This window comes from Rhodococcus tibetensis (assembly GCF_024438035.1).
Taxonomy (GTDB): domain Bacteria; phylum Actinomycetota; class Actinomycetes; order Mycobacteriales; family Mycobacteriaceae; genus Rhodococcus_F; species Rhodococcus_F tibetensis.
The window spans coordinates 64,068-83,390 of the sequence record NZ_JANFQF010000020.1 but is presented as its reverse complement, the minus strand read 5'-3'; the positions used below and the strand labels follow the sequence as shown (position 1 = coordinate 83,390).

Here is a 19,323-nt window from a genome sequence, read left to right as displayed (position 1 = left end):
TGGCCGGTGACGTTGGCGCCGAAGACGGACTGCTTCGTGGCTCGTGCCATGCGGATCGAGTACCCGGTGAAAGGTATTCACCCCCACGAGGATGCCGAATAGTTTAGCGCTAAGATATACTGTGCTGACGCCTACGGAAAGCGAGCCCCCATGTCCATGACCGAAGTCTCCGCCCATCACCCCTACAGCCCGGCCGTGGTCGCAGGGGGATTGGCCTTCGTTTCAGGTGCCCTGTCCGTCGACGCCGAGGGCATCGCCGTTGCCGGGCGCACCGAAGCACTCGACGCTGCCGTGGACCGGATGGTCGATCGCCTCGCCACGGTGGGCGGAGCGCTGCAGGACGTCGTGAAGCTGACTTACTACGTCACCGACCTCACTCTGCGCGAAGAGGCCAACCGGCAGTTCGAGCGCATCTTCGACGAACCGCGCCCGGCGCGCACGTTCCTCGAGGTGAGCAGCCTCCCGTACGGCGCGATCGCCGAGATCGACGCCGTCGCCGCAGTCGGTGGCCGCTGACACACTGCCTCGACCAGGCACCCGCGGGTCCCCGTCCTCGACACACCGGACGGGGACCCGCGGCACGTCCCCTCCGACCTTGAATCCGATACCTTGGGACTCAACAGTTCAGGACCGCGAAGTTCAGGAGGTGCCCCGGTGGCGCAACGCCCGGTTCCCGACCGTGATGCCGTCGACGACATCGTCGCCCAGTGGGCACACCAGTGGCCGGAACTGGATGTGAGTCCACTGAAGGTTCTGGGACGGTTGCACCGTTCGTACCTGCGTTACCAGGCCTCACTGGCCGTCGTGTTCGAAGAGCACGGCATCAACATGGCGTCGTTCGATGTGCTCGCCGCGCTCCGGCGTTCGGGTCCGCCGTACCGGATGACGTCCGGTCAGTTGGCCGAGTCCGCTCTGGTGACCACGGGTGGGGTGACACTGCGTGTCGACCGGCTGGAGAAGGCGGGTCTCGTCGAGCGTGAGCGGGACGCCGAAGACCGCCGGATCGTGTACGCACAGCTCACCGACGAGGGCCTTCGGGTGATCGAGAAGGTGGCGGAGGCACACTTCGCGAACGAAGCGCGAATCCTCAGTGGGATGTCCGCGAAGGATCAGGCATCCCTCGCGGAACTTCTCCGCAAACTCGAACACTCGATCGTCGACAACCAGACGCCTCTCACCTGAGCACGCGGTTTCAGCAGGCCGGCCTGTCGGCGAGTTCGGCGACGCAATCGAAGCCGATGAAGCGTTCGGCTGCGGCCGTCATCTCGACGATGAACCGACGTTGCTCATCCGGTGCGGCGCTGATCAGATGGGCGGCACCCCGCCACTGCGCATCCGACAGCTTGCGGGCGAGTTGGGCGGCCTCGGCGCAGGGTTGCGCGATCCCGGCCTCGTTCAGGCCTTCGATGAAACGGGTGTACCGGCCGAGAATCCGGGTGTGCGCCTGCGACAGTTGCTCGGCGACCACTGGGTCGAGGGCCGCCCGGGCCTCGATGACGGTGAAGAGCCGGCCGATGCTGTAGACGGTGTCGATGAAGGCGGCAGTGGCCGCGCCCAGAACGGTTCGAGGGTCCGCGTCCGGTGGCACAGCGACGCGCTGCGCCTCGAGGAACTTGTCGAACACGGCAGCGGATACCGCGTAAAACGCGTCCTTCGTAGATCGGAAGTGCCGACGGAAGTCGGTCACCGACCCGCCTGCGGTCTCCGCGATGACCGCCTCCGTGGTCCTGTCGTACCCCAACTCCGCGAAGCAACGACCCGCCGCCTCGATCAACGCACTCCGACCCGCAACGACATCGTTTTCGTGCACCGCTCGCGCCTCCTCGCACCGGCCGGCTCCCGACGTGTCGGCCGTCACACATTCTTGGTTGACACTTCATGCAAGTCAACCCGCGCGACCTTACGCCTGAGCGAACGCTTCCGCCTGCGCTGCAGCCTGGCTCCGGTAGAGACGGCGGAGGCGGATGACCCCGAGGTCGTGCTGGTACAGATTTTCCGCCTGGTCGGCGTCGGCGGACATCGCCTCGAGCATGACCCGGTCCTGTTCGAGAACCGCCCAGTGCCGCTCCTCGAGTTTGGTGCGGTACAGGAAACGCCAGACGTCGCGTTCCCAGCCCTCCACCCGGCGGTAGCGCCAGAAGAAGACGGCGGTGGTCTCGGCGTCGATGGGCGTTCCCATCCCGACGATGCCGAACGATCCGCCGGGACCCGCCGTGGGCGGGTACGGGATCTCGAGGTCGACCCAGTCGACCCCCGTCCGGCAGAACTCGACCCAGTCGAAGTTCACGCCGCGCTGGTCGGTCTTCTCGAAGAAGAACCCGCGATCGGTCTCCCGGATGCGGAACTTGGCGGACGTTTCCCCGCCGAACATCGAATGCGACTCTCGGTGCAGGAACGCACCGTGCATCGGGTCGAGCAGGTTCTCGAGGGTGAAGCGCCAGGGCGCCTTCCATTCCGCGTAGCAGAGGAAGTGAGAGATACCCTCGTCCACGAGGCGTTCGGGGAGTTCGAGGGGATCCGGTTCGGCGTCCGGATCCGTGCCGAACCAGGCAAGGACGGCGCCGGCCACCTCACGCACCGGGAGGCTGGTCACCAGCCGCTTTCCCTCGAGGTTGCACCCGGGCATTCCCGGCACGGACACGACGGTTCCGCCGCCGTCGACCTGGACCCCGTGATATTTACAGGCAACCCGGTCGCCGAGGTGCTGTCCCTGCGACAGCGGTGCTCCGCGGTGCGGGCATCGGTCGGCCAGCATGCGGAGCGTGCCGTCGGATTGACGGAACAGGAGCCAGTCCTCGCCGAGGCGTCGCACCTTCTTCATGTCGCCGCGCGCAACGAAATCCGAGGGACAGACCGCGTGCCATTGGTTCCGCATGCCGGTAGCGAAGATCTCGTCACCGGTCAGTGCCGTCGTGTTCAGTCGATTCACCATGTTCAGGCCGCCATCCGTCGCATCTCGTCCGTGAACGTGTCGGGGGTCCACGGTTTCCCACTCGGGCTGCAGATACCGAGGTCGTTCAACCCCTTCACCAACCCCTCGAGGTGGTGCACACCGGTACCGAAGACCTCTTCGATGGCACCGGCGAGCTTCAACTCGTACGGGGTGGGACCCGCGGCGGCGGACTGCCGTGGTTGCAGGTAGAGACTCATGAATTCTTCCCTTCTAGAGGTCCAGCACGAGCTCGGCGGAGCGGGCACGGGAAACGCAGATCATCATGGTTGTGCCGGACTCCTGCTCGGCGCTCGAAAGCAGCGAGTCGCGGTGATCGGGAGTGCCGCACAGGACACGGGTTTCGCAGGTTCCGCAGATCCCCTCACGGCACGAGTTGGGGACGTCGACACCGGCTTCCTCGAGCGTGTCGAGGATGGTCCGGTCGGGAGCGACGATGGTGGAGATGCCCGACCGCTCGCACACAACCCGCAGCGGCCGGTCACCGGCCAGCATGTCGGCGGGTATTTCCTTCGCCTTGAACCGCTCGAGCTGGATGGACCCCTCGGGCCAGGCGGAGGTGGCGTTTCCGATGGCAGTGAGCAGGCCTTCGGGTCCGCACGCGTAGACGAGGGTGTTCTCGCGATCCTCGCCGAGAAGGGCGCCCAGGTCGAGGATGCCGTCCACGTCCTCGGTGACGACACGGACGCGGTCGCCGTGCACGGACAGTTCGTCGAGGAACGCCATCGACGCGCGGGAGCGACCGCCGTAGTGCAGTTCCCATTCGGCACCCATGCGCGTGGCCTCGCCGATCATCGCGAGGATCGGCGTGATTCCGATTCCTCCGGCGACGAAGAGGTAGCGGGGGGCGGGGAGGAATTCGAAGTTGTTTCGCGGCGGGCTCACCGGGACGGTGTCGCCCGGGCGCAGCGTCTCGTGGACGTGCCGGGACCCGCCGCGCCCGCTCGCCTCGTGCAGGACTGCGACACGGTATCCGGTCTTGTCGTCGGGATCGCCGCACAGGGAGTACTGCCGCACGGTTCCGCGGCCCAAGTGCAGGTCCACGTGGGCGCCCGGGGTCCACTCGTCGACGGCGCCGCCGTCATGCCGTTCGAGGCGGAGCGAGACGACGCCCGAGGACTCGACCCGCATCTGCCGAACCATCATGGGGATGATGTCTGCGTCTGTTGTCATCGATACTCCTGCACTCGGCCATTTCCTTAGTGCTCAATAACTTAGCACTAAGATGTATCGTGCGCCACAGTTGCGGAGATCTGTGTTCCTCAACCGAGGGTGACCCGGCCTTATGGCCGGGTCACCCTCGGTATCGCTTCGATCAGACGGTCCGCTCCCACACCCGGTGCGAACGCATCAGTGTCGTCATTCCGTCGAGCAGCCCCTCGGTCTGATCTGCCACGACGATCCCGGGGGCATCGGCCGAGATGCCGGCGCTGACGAGAAGATCACGGCCGGCCGGCCACCCGCCGATTGCCTTGCAATGGCGGAATGCCTCGGAGACGAGCACCAGCAGGCGAGGATCGGCCGGCGACGCGGCGAGAAGGATCGCGTCGAACTCCACCGATCGCATCGTCAGGAAAGTGCGCGACACCGGCACCGCTTCCTTCCCCGACCCGAGCTCACCGCCGTGGGGCCCGATGACCAGCGGAACCATCCCACTGGCATCGATCGACTTCACGGCGGCGGCCACCTCGGCGAGGTCGGACGTCTCATCGGCGACTATGCCGATGATCCGGCCGTCGATCGGCCACTCGGCGCCCACCTGGGACAGCGCGGGGCTGACGATCGGTGGCGCGCTGTGGGCGACGGTCGGCTCGGGAGCCGGAAGTCCGAGGCCGGCAGCCACTTCCGCGCAGAGGCCGGTGTCGATCTCCGCGAGAACGCGGAGCGACCGCTCCTTGATGGCCTGCTCGTAGCACTTCCCCAGTTCGAACGTGTACGCCTGCACGACGTGGGCGCGCTCGATGTCACTGAGGCTGGCATAGAAGAGCCGGGCCTGCGAGAAGTGGTCGTCGTAACTCGCGGGGGCGCCTCTGAGCTTCGTCGACTCCGGCATCGGCACCGGAACCTCGACGAACGCACTGGTGTCTGCCCCGGCCAGGAACGGGCATCCTCCGTCGAGTGAATTGGGCCGGTACGGCGCGACCCCGGGGTGCACCCCCGTCTGGTGCATGCCGTCGCGCAGCATGTCGTTCACCTCGGCGTGGGGACGGTTGATCGGTATCTGCCCGAAGTTGGGACCACCCAGGCGACTGATCTGCGTATCGAGATACGAGAACAACCGGGCCTGCAGCAGCGGATCGTCGGTCACGTCGATCCCGGGAACGAGATGACCGGGATGGAACGCCACCTGCTCCGTTTCGGCGAAGAAATTCGTCGGGTTCGCGGTCAGCGTCATGACGCCGATCGGCTGCACCGGCGCCAACTCTTCCGGCACGATCTTGGTGGGGTCGAGCAGGTCGATCCCGTCGAACATCTGGTCAGGAGTATCCGGGAACGCCTGAATTCCCAGCTCCCATTGCGGGTGGGCGCCGGATTCGATCGCATCGGCCAGATCACGTCGATGAAAATCGGGGTCCATGCCGTTGATGATCTGCGCTTCCTCCCACACCAGCGAGTGCACGCCCAGCTTGGGCTTCCAGTGGAACTTCACCAGGGTGCTCTCGCCGTCTGCATTGATCATGCGGAAGGTGTTGACGCCGAAGCCCTCCATCATCCGATACGACCGCGGGATGCCCCGGTCGGACATGTTCCACAGCGTGTGCGCTGTCGCCTCGGTATGGAGGGACACGAAGTCCCAGAAGGTGTCGTGGGCGCTCTGGGCCTGCGGAATCTCGCGATCGGGATGCGGTTTGGCGGCGTGAACGATGTCCGGGAATTTGATCCCGTCCTGGATGAAGAAGACCGGGATGTTGTTGCCCACCAGGTCGAAAGTGCCCTCACTGGTGTAGAACTTTGTCGCGAAACCTCGGGTGTCCCGGACGGCGTCGGCGGAACCACGCGAGCCGAGAACAGTCGAGAATCTGACGAAGACGGGCGTCTCGACGTCCTTACCGAGGAACGCGGCCTTGCTGATCGGCTCGGCGGCGCCGTACCCCCGGAACACACCGTGCGCTGCAGCGCCCCGGGCGTGGACCACCCGCTCGGGAATACGTTCGTGATCGAAGTGGGTGATCTTCTCCCGCAAATGGTGATCTTGAAGGAGGGTCGGTCCCCGCACCCCCGCTTTGAGCGAATGGTTCGTGTCGTACAGACGCGCCCCCTGCGCTGTCGTGAGGTACTCACCCTTCTGTCCCCGCGCCGTCTCCGCGCCTTCGACCGGCTCACCCGTCGCCGAACGCAGCGCCGGCGACCGCTGATCGGGTTTCGGTGGAAGCGGCTCTCTGGGTTCGGTCGGCTCGTCGACCGACGGTGTTCCCGATCCGGGCGTTCCTGGGATCAGCGGCTTCTTCTCGGACACGTAAATTCCCCTTCGCTGTCGCTCGAGCAAGGTCGGCGTCGCATCGCTGTTCAACGACGCCGCTCTTGATGCAGAGTGCCCAGACGAGCGCCGCGTAACCCCTCCGCTGCCCACGCCGAGGAGTCGACTAAGGAAAACGGCTGGCCAGCCATGCGCCGATGTCAGCGGCGGCCAGACTGGCGCCGGTGGGAGCACCGTCGGTGATCGGCCCGCCGAAGTGGGTGCCGGCCACGCGGACGTGCGTCCGGTCCGCCGATCCGAGGGCGTCGACCATGGTCTTGGCGTCCTCGGGGAAGCAGGCCTGATCGCCGGTGAGTTCGACGAACAGGGTGGGTGCGGCAACGCCGGGGGCGCAGCGCAGGAAGTTGGCGTTGGTGCTCAGTCCGGACCAGGTCGACAACCAGGCGTCCGGGGTGGCGAATCGTCCGAAACCGACGAGTCCGTAGTTGGTCAGATCGGGTCGCCGGCCGAACAGTGACCCGTAAGGCCGCTCGTTCGGGCTGAGCGACAGATCGGTGAACCGCAAATCCGCGTCGGTGCGGTACACCGTCAGGACGCGCGGTGCGAGCGCGGAACGCCGATCCGCCGGGTCCGAGGTGCTCTTGTACCGGCGACGCGCATCGGCGGCGTTCTGCACGCGCTCGCGGGCGACGGCATCGAGGCGGGCGATCCGGTCGCGCTGCGCCGCCCGGTATCGAGTGATGAACTCCGGCGAATAGGAGGAACTGTGGGGTGGTTCGGCAAAGCCGTTGACTGGATCGAACGGATTCAACTCCGGGTCGGCCGCCAACGGGTCGGATTCGTCGACCACAGACGGGTCGATCAACCGCAGCAGCAGGACCCCCTGGCCCGGATGCGGTGCCATGAAGATCACCCCATCGGGCACAGGCATGTCTGCTCCGGCCAGATCGATCGGTCGCCCGGCCGGGGTACGGGTCAACCGCTCACCCGGGGCCAGGGCGGCCTGGTGGTGGTAGAACGCGAAGAGCGTGCCGCCGCCGGAGTGGCCGAGGGTCACGACGTTCTCGAATCCACTTTCCCGCATGAAAACCTGCCCGGCCGCGGCATCGAGCAGGGCCTGCTCGTGCACGAGGGCGGTGTCGTTGTTGACCGACCGCGTGCCCTGTGTCCACACCGCGTAGCCGCGGGCGAGCAGTTCGGGAACCAGGACGTGATGGGTCAGGTCCTGGCGGGGATGCATCAGGGTGACCACGGTGCGGGCACCGGGGACGACCCGCAGCACTCCGGAGACCTTGGTCCCGTCGGCGGTGGTGAGTTCGTGCACCGAGGTGACTGTGCTGTCGGGGGGGTGGGCTGCGTCGATGTATCGGCCGGCGCCCAGCCTTGCGGTGTCGTCACTCATAGTCGCTCGATCCGCATGGCATCTTTGTCCCACTGCGTGATTCGGGATTGCGCCAAACCTGCGACGCTGCTGTACCAGACGGCGTGGCGGCAGCCGGTGGCTCGACGATCGATCACGATGTCGGAGTCCGAGTGGATCCGGAAGTAGGGTCCGACGTGATCGACGGTGACCGCTGGGTCGCGACCGGCCACTTCCGCAACGGCCGTATTCTCGGGGACGTCGAGGACGAACAGTGTGGTCATCGGGTCGCCATCTCCTTCGATTCCTGTTGCTGCTGCCAGGCCGCGGCGCGTTCGGTGATCAGTTCGGCCTTGCGCGTCAGCAGCGCGGCCATGCTCGGCTCAGGGCCGGAAACGACGTCGACGAGTGCGTCGATGGTGAGGTTGGCGTCGAGGTCTTCCTGCGGGGTGACCGGGCGCAGCGCCCGGGTAATTTCGATCATGTAACCGTTGGGATCGTGGGTGTAGATCGACTCGATCGTCTCGTGCTGGATCTGCATCTCCACCGGCCATGCGCTGTGGTCCAAGCGCCGCCGGTATTCCATCAGGTCGTCGTCACTGTCGACGTGAATGGCCAGGTGGCGGGACCGGATGAAGAAGATGGGGACGTCCTCGGCGAAGCGGGAGTACGAGTCGCCCTGCGGGCCGCCTTCGAACGGTTCGAGGCCGAAGTAGTAGAAGAAGGCCAATCGGTCGTTGTTGCCGATGTCGAAGAAGAAGTGAATGAAGTCTGGGTGTTTTTCCGGGCCCCAGCCTGCAGCGCAGATCGAGTGCACGACTGGGAACCCGAGAACGTCGCGGTAGAACTTGACGGTCGCGGCGGGGTCGAAGGTCGGGTAGGCGACGTGGTCGACGCCTTTGACCGAGTGTTGCAGTTCGGACATGGTGAACTCCAATGGGTTCGGGGCTAGTGAAGGGCGGGGGCCGGGGCGTCGGCGCGCAACAGGCTTCCGGCTCCGGGAATGTCGACCGGAAGGTCGAGCGCGCGCAGCAGGCTGTAGGCGCCGGCGGTCGCTGCGGAGAGCACCGGTAACCCGAACTCCTCCTCGGCGGACTGCACGAGGGGAAGGGAGGGCATCTGCACGCACGCGGAGATCACCATCGCGTCGGCTCCACTGCGGTCGAGCGATCGTGCGGCATCCATCACCCGGTCGCCGGGAATGCAGCCAACCTCCGCGTTGTCGGCGACCTCGAGCGCGCGCCAGTCCAGAACCTGAATACCTTCAGCCTCGATGTAGTCGACGACCCGCTCGGCGAGGGGACGCAGGTAGGGCGTCACCAGGACGATCCGTTGTGCTTTCATCGCCCGCAGGGCTTCGATCAACGCGCCTGCACTCGAGCGGATCGCCGCTTCGGAGCCACCGGTCGCCAGTTGCTCGGCGACCAGACCCTCCACGCGTTGGTGTTCTCCGGGCCCCACCGACATCAGGGCGACCAGGCAGGCGTAGAGGATGGCGTCGACCCCGGCGTCACCGAGCTCGAGGATGCACCGCTCACGCTGAGCGTTCATCGCCCGCAACTGCTCCGGGGATACCGCCTGCATCCGCATGCGACTCGAGTGAAACGAAAACTGTGCGTCTGCATGCCGGTTGAGCAGCTTCGGCATTTCCGTCTCGACCGTCACATTGGAACTCGGTACGACGAGCCCGATGCGATAAACGCCCATGGTGTGGCCCTCTGATTCTGAAGTAGCGATGTACGGGGAACTTCTCACCCCCACCGGGGGTGATTTACGTATACGACGATTATTCGACGCCGGTGATGATTCGTCAAGGTCCCCAGCCATCCACCGCCGCACTTCACCCCTCTCTCGAGAATTCCGAGATTCGTGACCGCACTCACATTTGCCACTTGACATGCCATCAGACACGTCGAATACTCGACACAGACGTAAGGAGTGTTCGAGGATGACCTCACACCGCCCTCAGAATTTCCCCCAGCACGAAGGAGCGCAGCAGCAATGGCATATGTGATCGGAGTGGACGTCGGTGGCACGTTCACCGATGCGGTTTTGGACGATGACGCCGGCACTGTTCTCGCTGCCAAGGCTCCGTCGACGCCGCCGGATTACTCCCTCGGCGTGATCGATGTCCTCGAGGCGCTCGCCGAGCAACTCGGTTGTCCGGTCCAGGAGATGCTGGCGAACACCCACCACATCGCGCACGGCACCACCTCTTCACTCAACGCGCTCGTCATGGGCAACGTGCCTCCGGTCGGCTTCCTCACGACCAAGGGCCACCGCGACTCCATCTTCATCATGAACGTCGAAGGCCGATACCTGGGTGGCTCGCCGGAGCAATTGCAGAACGTCATGGGACAGAGCAAGTCTCACGGACTCATCCCCAAGAAACATGCCCTGGAAGTGACCGAGCGGCTCGACCGCGACGGCAATGTGGTCGTCGCGCTCGACGACGAGTCGGCTCGCGAGGCAATCCGCACGCTTCTCGCCGACGGAATCTCCGCGATCGCGGTCTCGCTGCTGTGGTCGTTCCGTAACCCGGCGCACGAACAGCGCATCCGCGAACTCGTCCACGAGATCGACCCGACGGTATTCGTCTCGCTGTCGAGTGAGGTGAGCCCGCGTATCCGCGAGTTCGCCCGCAACGCGACAACCATTATGAGCACCCAGATAGGCCCCGGACTGCGTGACTACCTCGGCTCACTGGAGTCGAAGCTGCGCGAGCTCGAACTCGCCGGCCCACTGTTGGTGATGCAGAGCAACGGCGGCGCCGTCGCAGCCGCCGAGGCACCGAAGAATGCAATCAGCACCGTCGGATCGGTGTTGACCGGTGGCGTGGTCGGAGCGGTGTCTCTAGGCAAGCAACTCGGCCACCGCAACATCATCGCCACCGACGTGGGCGGCACCACCTTCCTCGTCGGCCTTGTCGTCGACAGTGAGCCCGTCCGGGCGTCCAGCACGATCATCAATCACCACCCGATCAACGTCCCCACCCTCGAGGTGCACGCCATCGGATCCGGCGGCGGCGCCATCGCCTGGGTCGATCCGGGCGGCAATCTGCAGATCGGTCCCCACAGTGCCCAGGCCGTACCGGGGCCGGCCTGTTACGGTCAAGGTGGCACCGAACCGACCAACGCCGACGCGAATCTGGTGCTCGGGATCCTTCCTGAACGCGGGCTCCTCGGGGGGCGTAAGCCGCTGGACAAGGACCTCGCGCGCGAAGCGATCCGCACCCAAATCGCTGACCCACTCGGGCTTTCGGTCGAGGATGCGGCCGCGGCGATCTATGCGGTGCAGAACGCCCAGACCGGTGACCTGCTGCGCAAGACGGTGGTCGAGGCGGGACACGATCCCCGCGACTTCGTCCTCTATGCCTTCGGTGGTGCCGGCCCAGCGCACTGCGCCGCCTACGCCCGTGAGGTCGGGGTCACGGAAGTCATCGTTCCACTCGGGCAGGTCGCGTCGGCGTTCTCCGCGTACGGTTTGGCCTCGTCCAACATCGTCCTCGCCGCCGAACTGTCCGATCCGGCGGCGATGCCGCTCGACCCTGCTCGGGCCGACCGCAACTTCGCCCGTCTCGAAACTCAGGTACTCGAGCAGCTCAATCGGCAGGGGCTGACCTTCACCGGCGTGGAGATCGAACGCGAGATCGACATGCGCTACACCATGCAGCTCGCGGAGGTAGCGACAGCGGTGCCGGCGGGAAGCCTCGATGCCGCAGGCATCGCGCGGGCCTCTGATCTATTCGAGCAGCGATACGCCGAACTCTACGGAAAAGACAGCGGATTCCGGGAGGCCGGCATCCAAGCCATTACCTACCGCGTTCGCGCGACCGGCATCCTCCCCTTCTCCCCCACACTGCCCGAATTGAAGTCCGCGGACTCGACTGACGCCTCCCCCGCGTTGATCGACACCCGAAAAGTCTGCCTGGACGGCACGATCGGCTACGTCGACACTGCCGTCTACGACTACAGCAAGCTGCTCGCCGGACACATCCTGCACGGCCCGGCCATCATCGAGGTCCCCACGACCACTGTCGTCGTTCCCCACGACACCACCGGCACCGTCGACCGCCTCGGCAACCTCAACATCGTCGCCCACTAGGAGCACTCCATGACCATGCAGATTCCCGGCGCCGAGGTGTTCTCGAGCCGACCGATCGACCCCGACGCGCTGTCGCGATCACTGCCCCCGTCACTGCCCGTCCACACCGTCACCGCCGAACAGATCGACAACCTCGACCCGCTGACCTACGAAGTCATCCGGCACCGGCTGTGGTCGGTCACCGACGAAATGGGCGAAGCGCTCAAGCGCATGTCCGGCTCCCCCATCGTCACCGACGCCAACGACTTCGACTTCGCGATCAGCGACGAAATCGGCCAGGAAGTGCAGGTCGGTCTCTACAACACCATGCTGGTCGGTGCCGTCGACCTCGCCATCTACTGGACCCTCCAACATAGGTCCACGAACCCGGGCATCACCGAGGGCGATATGTTCCTGTGCAACGACCCTTGGGTCGGCGGCGGTCTGCACCAGAGCGACGTCATCGTCTATCAACCAATCTTCCACGAAGGCAAGCTCTTCGCCTGGACCAGCGCCATCTGTCACGAACCCGACCTCGGCGGATCCGGCCTCGGCTCATTCGACCCCGCAGCAAAGGATGTCTTCTCCGAGTCGCTGCCGACCCCGCCCATCAAGGTGGTCCGCGACTACGAGCTCCAACGCGATGTCTCCGACGCCTGGGTGCGGCGCTCGCGGGTGCCGATGCTCGTCGGCCTCGACCTGCGCGCCAAGATCGGCGCAAACACCGTCGGCCGCAACCGCCTTCTCGCGGTGATCGAACAGTACGGGGCCGACACCGTCAAGGCCGTGATGAAGCGGATGATGGCCGACGCCGAAAGTCGCTTGCGCGGCAAGCTCACCTCTCTGCCCGACGGCACCTGGAAAGCCACCGGCTACCAAGACCAGTCACACGTCGGTGACCGCGGGATCCACAAGATCACCGTGGCGATGACCAAGACCGCCGATCACCTCACCTTCGACTTCACCGGGACCGATCCACAGACAGGGGTCATCAACTGCACGTACGCCGGCATGCGCGGCGGTGTCATGCTCGCCCTGCTTCCGATCCTCGCCGGCGACATTCCCTGGTCTGCCGGCGGACTGATGCGCTGCTTCGACCTGGTCTCCGAAGAGGGCACGATCAACAACGCCACCTTCCCCGCCGCGGTCAGCCGCGGTCCCATCGGACCCGCGTGGCTCACTGGCACACTCATCGCCGAATGTCTGTCTCAGATGCTCGACCGGTCGGTCGATCTCGGCAAGAGCGTGCAGGCTGCGTGCTGCGGCACGTGGGACACCGCCGTGATCGCGGGCCTCGACGAACGGCCCGAACAGTCGGTGCCGTTCCTCAACATCATGATGGAACCCATGGCCGGCGGATACGGGGCCCGCCCGACAGCCGACGGCATGGACACCGGGGGCCTGTTCTGCATCCCGATGGGCCGCATCCCGGACACCGAAATGACCGAGTTCCTGTACCCGCTGCTCACCCTGTGGCGCCGCGAGGAACCTGACTCCGGCGGACCCGGACGCCAACGCGGCGGTGTCAGCGCCTCCATCGCCATCACCCCCTACGGCACCAGCCTGCCGATGGGCCTGGTACTGGCGTCCGCGGGCAAGGCGGTCGCCCAGAACAACGGGCTCGCAGGCGGATACCCTGGAAACACCGGCGTGGAGGTCCTCGCCCGGGGCACCGACATTCTCGAACAATTCGCCGCAGGACGCATTCCTGGTGCTTTGGACGATCTCAGCGGTGGCCGTGAGCTCGGAGCCTGCTACGCGGAGAGCTACGTAGCCCCCGGGGAGGTGCTGTACATGCATTGGCAGGGCGGCGGTGGATACGGCGATCCGTTGCTTCGTGATCCCGCCGCGGTGGCAGCCGACTTCCGCGAGGGCAAGGTCACCGAATCCGGCGCCGAGACTGTCTACGGAGTCGTCCTGGTCGACGGTGACGTCGACGAGGCGCTGACCTCGGGGCGGCGGGTGAATATGCGATCGGAGCGTCGAGACCGTTCCGTCGTTACTCCGTCCGATGCCCCGGTGCTGGACCTCGCCGGAGCCCGCCGCCTCGACGACAACCTTGCCGAGGTCGACTTCGGAGGCACTCGTGTGATTGCCTGCGCGCAGTGTGGACGGCTTCTCGGCGACGAGACGAACAACTCGGCGCTCAACTTGGCGCGGTTCGAGGGACCGTCTTCGACTGCCGGGCCGCAGGTGACCTCCGATCCCAGCGAGTATGTCGACGCTCCCGTTGTCTTCCGGCAGCTGTGTTGCCCCGGGTGCTGGACCGCGATCTACTCGGGCATCGTTCCGGCGGATCACCCCGATCATGCGCTCGACATGGCCCGTCTCCTCCCTGCGGTGGCAGAGCTGTGAGGCCCGTGAGTCCTGCACCGAGTTTCGAAGGAGGGAGACCCCGGTGACATTCTCGGATTGGGGCGGACGCCTCGTCACGTTCCCCGAGGACCAGGCCCGCCGGTACCGCGAGAGCGGGATGTGGAGCAACGATCCCACCGGGCAGCGACTGCACCAGATCGCCACCCGGTTCCCGGATCGGCCCGCGGTAATCAGCGCGGTGGACTCGATGAGCTTCGCCGAGCTGGACCGTCGAACAGATCAGATCGCGGCCGGGCTGGTCGGGCTCGGGTTCCGTCGACTGGATCCGGTTATCTTCCAGCTGACCAATCGCCTCGAGACCGTCCTTGCGTGGTACGGCTGCGTGAAGGCCGGAATTGTTCCCGTCGCGACCTTGGCCGCGCACCGGATGCACGAGATCGGACACATCAGCAGGAAGGTCGGCGCCGTCGGGCACATCACCGAAGCCCGCACCGCGGGGTTCGACCTCCTCGCGTTCGCACGGGAGCACGCCGCCGGCCACCCCAGCGTCCGAATCCTCATCAGCGTCGGAGACGAGGAAGGCGAGGACGGCGGGAACGTGACCCGCCTGGAACAGCTGGGGCTTGCGATCGACCCCGACGCGGCACGTGCCGTGGTCGAACAAATCGAGGCACAGATCGATCCGCTCGACGTCGTCGCCTTCCAACTTTCCGGCGGCACCACCGGCGTACCCAAGGTCATACCGCGCATTCACACCGAGTACTGGAACAACGGCTTGTTCTATGCCCAGCGCCTGGGATGGGACGAACACACCAAGGTGGCGCACTTGATCCCGATCATTCACAACGCCGGAATTTCCTGCGGGTTGCATGCGGCGCACTCGGTCGGCGCCTGTCTCGTCCTGGCCACCGCCGACGCACCGTCCGCGTTCGAATTGATGGCACGGACCGAGTCGACGGCGGTCCTCATCGGGCACGGCCACTACCAGGCTGTGCTCGGCCCTGAGTTCGACGCGGCGCGCCCGTTCCTCACACGTGTCGTGTTGTCGGGCGCCAAGGTACCTGCCGAACTGTTCGAGCGCGTCGATGACGGTGCCGAACATTGGGCAGGCCAGCTGTTCGGGATGTCCGAGGGTCTGTTCACGGTGACACCGCCCGACTCCCCCGCACAGGCCCGGCGAACGACGGTCGGCACCCCGGTCGCCGCGGACGACGAAGTCCGCATTCTCGAGCCCGGAACGGAACACGCAGTCCCCGAAGGGGGTATCGGAGAACTGTGTTGCCGTGGCCCTTACACGATTCCGGGATATTTCGACGCCCCGGACCACAACCGACAAGCGTTCACCTCCGACGGCTTCTACCGCACCGGTGACCTCGCATCGCTCGCCGTCATCGATGGCGAGCGGTACCTGTCGATCGAGGGACGGATCAAGGACTTGATCAACCGGGGTGGTGAGAAGGTCAACGCCGAGGAACTCGAGTTGCTCCTGCTCGAGCATCCCGGTGTGGCCGACGTGGCGGTCGTCGCCATGCCGGACCCCCGACTCGGGGAGAAAGCTTGTGCATACCTGGTTGCCACCCATGGAGATCAGCTGCCGCTGAGTGCTATCCAAGAGCATCTGGCCAATCTGGGAGTGGCCAAGTTCAAGTGGCCGGAACGGCTCGAATGGGTGCCGTCCTTACCGCGCACCACTGTGAACAAAATCGACAAGAAAGAGTTGCGCGCCGAGATCGCGGCGAAATTGAGCGCCGAGGCGGATACCCGACACCTGGTCGTGTAAGTACACGGACCACCGGTCTCTTTCCGGCTCAGCACTTTTGGGGCACGTCCCGCGCGGGCATGCCCCGAAGCCGAAACTACGGCACCACATGCATGCGCCGCCGCGTTGACTGTTCGACAAGAGCGTAGAATAATCGACTTGTACGTCACACAGACTGGAGTTTTGCCATGAATCTCGAGCGAGTCGCAGTGCTCGGCGGCGGACCTGGTGGTCTCTACGCCGCACGATTGCTCAAGCGAAGCCACCCGGACGCGGAGGTGTCGCTGTACGAACAGAGCTCGCCCGACAAGACATTCGGATTCGGCGTCGGCCTCGCCTCCCGCACGCAGCGCAACCTTCGTGAGGCCGATCCCGCCTCCCTCGAAGCCATCGTCGCTGCTGCGTACCCGCACGAGATGTCGATGCAGGTCGGCCGTCAGATCGCGCACCTTCCCCACGGTGATCTTCTCGCGATCGCACGCACAACCCTGCTCGACGTCCTGCAACAGCAGGCCCAGCATGCCGGCGTCCGCCTGAACTACGGTGTACGACGCGACGCTCGCGACCTGGACGCAGACCTGATCATCGCGGCCGACGGGATCAACAGTGCCACCCGCACCCAGCTCGCTGACCGGTTCGCACCGAATATCGACACTGGGGCCGGACTATATCTGTGGTGCGGAACAGACTTCGCGTTACCGAGCGCACTCTTCATCCCCGTCACCACCGAGCACGGAACCTTCGTCGCCCATGCCTATCCCTATGCGCCCGACCGCAGCACCTTCCTCATCGAAACCGACGAGGACACCTGGCGGCGAGCCGGATTCGACGTGTCCACCGACCGCACCGCCCCCCAGGACAGCGACGTATCGTCACTGCTGTACCTCCAGAACGCATTCGCGGAAACGCTGGAGCACCACCGACTTATCGGAAACCGCACCCGCTGGACACACTTCCGGACCGTCTCCTGCGGGTCCTGGCACAGCGGAAACGTAGTGCTGCTCGGAGATGCCGCACACACCGCGCACTACTCCATCGGCTCGGGCACCAAGCTCGCCATGGAAGACGCCATCGCCCTCGATCACGCAGTCACCACCGCCCCGAACCTCGAAGAGGCACTGGGGGAATATGAGCGGGTACGACGTCCCGCCGTCGAGTACCTCCAGCACATCGCGCACCGCAGCGAGCTGTGGTGGGAGTCCTTCCCGCAGCGGATGGACCTACCGATCGAACAACTGACGATCGCCTACATGACCCGCGCCGGGAAGGTCAGTCTCAGCCGCTTCCTCGAATCCGCACCTACGCTGGTCCGAAACGGCCTCGCCAGCTACGCGAAGGTGCCAACCGATGCCATTCCCGACACAGACGTCACCACGTGGATCCTCGATCAGGCTTTCGTCTGGGACGGTGAAAAGTTCGATCACCGGATTGCGCCGGCGAATCTACGCGAGGCTGCCACCACCGCAGTGCTCGAAATCGGCTTCGACTCCGCCTGGAGCTCAGAGGCCACCTCCCTCGTCGACACGGCGCCTCAGGCGCGAACCTTGTGGCTCACCGGCCCGGCCACCCGCTCAGCACTCCTGAACCGGCTCGATCTCGCCGAACGGCTTCTGCGGCGAACCGACGCCGTTGTCGTCGTGGAAGCACCGGTTTCTTGCAGCGCCGACGTGGCAGCCGGTCTGGTCAGCGCACGCACACACCTGGCGTTCTTCACCGAGCCGGTGCCCGCAGAGACCGCTCCAGCATTTTCCGGGATCGGGGCCTCGACATGAGCGCACGGATCGCGAACGGCGCCCGCTATCCTTCGGGCATGACTAGCGAGGACGCAGCGACCGGGCGCCGACCCCGAGGCCGGGGCAAATCCGGTTCCGCTGCGGCCGAGAGCCCCGCCAGCCGAAGCAACCCCCGCCGTGAGCTGGTGGAGAAGCAGATCATGGAGCAGGCCACTCGGCTCTTCGCTGAACGGGGATTTGCCAGCACCACGCTGCAGGACATCGCCGATGCGACGGGGCTGACCCGGCCCGCCCTCTACCACTACGTGGCCAACAAGGACGAGCTCCTTTCACGCCTGGTCAGTGAGAGCACCGAGACGCCGGCAGCCCTGCTCCATCACATCAACGAGCGAACCGAAATCGGTCCGAGCGAGAAGCTCCGCGCGATGGCGATCGCCATCGCGCTCCACCAGGCGGAAGGGCCGGATCGATTCCGGCTCATTATCCGATCCGAAGCGGAACTTTCCGATGACATCTCACGCACCTACGAGCAGAGCCGACGCCATGTACTCAAGGAGTTCATTCGCGTTATCGAGGAGGGAATCCGCGCCGGTGAGATGCGCCCGGCCGATCCACGGACCGCAGCTCTCGGAATCATCGGCATGCTCAACTGGATCGCCTGGTGGCACCAACCGGGGAACGCAGACGATGATCGGGCCGTCGCCACTCAGCTAGCGGAAATGGCCGTGCAATCCCTCGCCCAAGAAGTTCCCACCTCCGTGTCACCGGAAGGGCCGGCCCGGGCAATCGCCTTGCTCCGACAGGATCTGGACTACCTGGAACGACTCCTCGAAGACACCCCGCGGCCCGATACCAACGACAAGCGACGCTGAACCTGCCATCAGTGCCGGCCGGCGTACCGTTCGCGTTCGGCTTCGAACCGCTGCTCGTAGGCGGAGGCGAGATCGTGCAGCGCTTGGACGCAGTCGCCGTTGAATGCCGGCGCGTGCATGGGTGCGAGGGTGCGGGGTTCGAGGTCGGCCAATGCGCGGATGGTGGGTTCGAGGGCCGGTGTCAGGCACGTCGCGTTTCCATTGTCCTCACCGTCCAGCGCCGGACCGAGTAACTCCTCTTCGGTGAGAGCGGGGTGGTGACCGAAGGCGGTGAACAGATCTCCGCAAAACAGTGTCGATGTCGTCTCCTCGAACATGAGTCCCGCATCCCAACCGTGCGGGACATGTGGCGTGTCGATGTGGCGCACCCACCGCGTGCCCGTCTCGAGGACGTCGCCGTGTTCGAGGGGATGCGGCATCCGGTCAGCCAGGTCGTTCACCTGCACGAAGCAGCCCATCGCCCCGTGCGCGACCTCGGCGTGCGGGGCCACCCCGAGCCACGAGTTCATCGCACCGCACTCGTCGGCCTCGACGTGGCCGAACGTGATCCATCGCAATCGGTCGAGGGGGATCACGCGAGCGACCGCCTCGGATGCCGAGGGGAAGAGGAACCGCTGCCCGGTGTGGAAGAGGAGCGGTTCCTCACCGTCGACGAGGAACTGGTTCATGATCAGGTTCGCGTCGTCGATGTACGTCGACATGCGATAGATGTCGGGTGCGATCTCGGTGATCGTGGTGTCCATGTCCGGCCTCCGCAAAGGGTGACGGTGTCCTGGAGCACCACCCTTCCCCTTCCCGCCCGCGGAGACAAGGGAATCGGCACGACTCGCAG

Annotated in this window: 17 protein-coding genes; 7 read left to right on the top strand and 10 right to left on the bottom strand. The window is 65.5% G+C overall.

Annotation, left to right across the window (positions count from 1 at the left end):
• Window positions 1–150 precede the first annotated feature (150 nt).
• Together NOF53_RS21195 and NOF53_RS21190 are read left to right on the top strand one after the other, a co-directional pair.
• The gene (locus tag NOF53_RS21195) at window positions 151–516 is read left to right on the top strand and encodes a RidA family protein (RefSeq protein ID WP_255972393.1); all 366 of its coding nucleotides are present in this window, start codon (window positions 151–153) and stop codon (window positions 514–516) included.
• Window positions 517–654: 138 nt separating this feature from the next.
• A complete protein-coding gene (locus tag NOF53_RS21190; RefSeq protein WP_255972391.1) occupies window positions 655–1,182 on the top strand; it encodes a MarR family winged helix-turn-helix transcriptional regulator in 528 nt (175 codons plus the stop codon).
• Between the two features lie 10 nt (window positions 1,183–1,192).
• Here the strand turns inward: NOF53_RS21190 and NOF53_RS21185 are convergent, their stop codons facing one another.
• The 9 genes from NOF53_RS21185 to NOF53_RS21145 form a co-directional block, all read right to left on the bottom strand.
• A complete protein-coding gene (locus NOF53_RS21185; RefSeq protein WP_255972389.1) occupies window positions 1,193–1,810 on the bottom strand; it encodes a TetR/AcrR family transcriptional regulator in 618 nt (205 codons plus the stop codon).
• A 90-nt stretch (window positions 1,811–1,900) separates the two neighbouring features.
• Window positions 1,901–2,932: a Rieske 2Fe-2S domain-containing protein gene (locus tag NOF53_RS21180; RefSeq protein WP_255972387.1), complete on the bottom strand. Its 1,032-nt coding sequence runs from the start codon at window positions 2,930–2,932 to the stop codon at window positions 1,901–1,903.
• A gap of 2 nt (window positions 2,933–2,934) precedes the next feature.
• Window positions 2,935–3,150: a recombinase-like helix-turn-helix domain-containing protein gene (locus NOF53_RS21175; RefSeq protein ID WP_255972385.1), complete on the bottom strand. Its 216-nt coding sequence runs from the start codon at window positions 3,148–3,150 to the stop codon at window positions 2,935–2,937.
• A 13-nt stretch (window positions 3,151–3,163) separates the two neighbouring features.
• Window positions 3,164–4,123 (bottom strand): PDR/VanB family oxidoreductase, encoded by a 960-nt coding sequence (locus NOF53_RS21170; RefSeq protein WP_255972383.1) that lies wholly within the window; start codon window positions 4,121–4,123, stop codon window positions 3,164–3,166.
• A gap of 142 nt (window positions 4,124–4,265) precedes the next feature.
• Entirely contained in the window at window positions 4,266–6,407 is a 2,142-nt protein-coding gene (locus tag NOF53_RS21165; protein WP_255972381.1) for a catalase, read from the bottom strand.
• A gap of 127 nt (window positions 6,408–6,534) precedes the next feature.
• Complete coding sequence (locus tag NOF53_RS21160; protein WP_255972379.1) at window positions 6,535–7,770, bottom strand: alpha/beta hydrolase; 1,236 nt, start codon at window positions 7,768–7,770, stop codon at window positions 6,535–6,537.
• The gene (locus NOF53_RS21155; RefSeq protein WP_255972377.1) at window positions 7,767–8,012 is read right to left on the bottom strand and encodes a hypothetical protein; all 246 of its coding nucleotides are present in this window, start codon (window positions 8,010–8,012) and stop codon (window positions 7,767–7,769) included. The genes NOF53_RS21160 and NOF53_RS21155 overlap by 4 nt, the downstream gene beginning before the upstream one ends.
• Window positions 8,009–8,653, bottom strand: coding sequence for a VOC family protein (locus NOF53_RS21150; RefSeq protein WP_255972375.1), 645 nt, complete (start codon window positions 8,651–8,653; stop codon window positions 8,009–8,011). The genes NOF53_RS21155 and NOF53_RS21150 overlap by 4 nt, the downstream gene beginning before the upstream one ends.
• Window positions 8,654–8,676: 23 nt before the next feature.
• Entirely contained in the window at window positions 8,677–9,435 is a 759-nt protein-coding gene (locus NOF53_RS21145) for a maleate cis-trans isomerase family protein (protein WP_255972373.1), read from the bottom strand.
• A gap of 294 nt (window positions 9,436–9,729) precedes the next feature.
• On the opposite strand from NOF53_RS21145, the gene NOF53_RS21140 reads away from it, so the two are divergent.
• The 5 genes from NOF53_RS21140 (at window position 9,730) to NOF53_RS21120 (ending at window position 18,491) form a co-directional block, all read left to right on the top strand.
• Window positions 9,730–11,832, top strand: a complete 2,103-nt coding sequence (locus NOF53_RS21140) for a hydantoinase/oxoprolinase family protein (protein ID WP_255972371.1) — start codon at window positions 9,730–9,732, stop codon at window positions 11,830–11,832.
• A gap of 9 nt (window positions 11,833–11,841) precedes the next feature.
• Window positions 11,842–14,166, top strand: a complete 2,325-nt coding sequence (locus NOF53_RS21135; protein WP_255972369.1) for a hydantoinase B/oxoprolinase family protein — start codon at window positions 11,842–11,844, stop codon at window positions 14,164–14,166.
• Window positions 14,167–14,209: 43 nt separating this feature from the next.
• Entirely contained in the window at window positions 14,210–15,907 is a 1,698-nt protein-coding gene (locus tag NOF53_RS21130; RefSeq protein WP_255972367.1) for a (2,3-dihydroxybenzoyl)adenylate synthase, read from the top strand.
• 167 nt (window positions 15,908–16,074) lie between these two features.
• The gene (locus NOF53_RS21125) at window positions 16,075–17,658 is read left to right on the top strand and encodes an FAD-dependent monooxygenase (RefSeq protein ID WP_255972365.1); all 1,584 of its coding nucleotides are present in this window, start codon (window positions 16,075–16,077) and stop codon (window positions 17,656–17,658) included.
• A 38-nt stretch (window positions 17,659–17,696) separates the two neighbouring features.
• Window positions 17,697–18,491: a TetR/AcrR family transcriptional regulator gene (locus NOF53_RS21120; RefSeq protein ID WP_255972363.1), complete on the top strand. Its 795-nt coding sequence runs from the start codon at window positions 17,697–17,699 to the stop codon at window positions 18,489–18,491.
• Between the two features lie 8 nt (window positions 18,492–18,499).
• Here the strand turns inward: NOF53_RS21120 and NOF53_RS21115 are convergent, their stop codons facing one another.
• Window positions 18,500–19,234, bottom strand: coding sequence for an oxygen-binding di-iron domain-containing protein (locus NOF53_RS21115; protein WP_255972361.1), 735 nt, complete (start codon window positions 19,232–19,234; stop codon window positions 18,500–18,502).
• Window positions 19,235–19,323 lie beyond the last annotated feature (89 nt).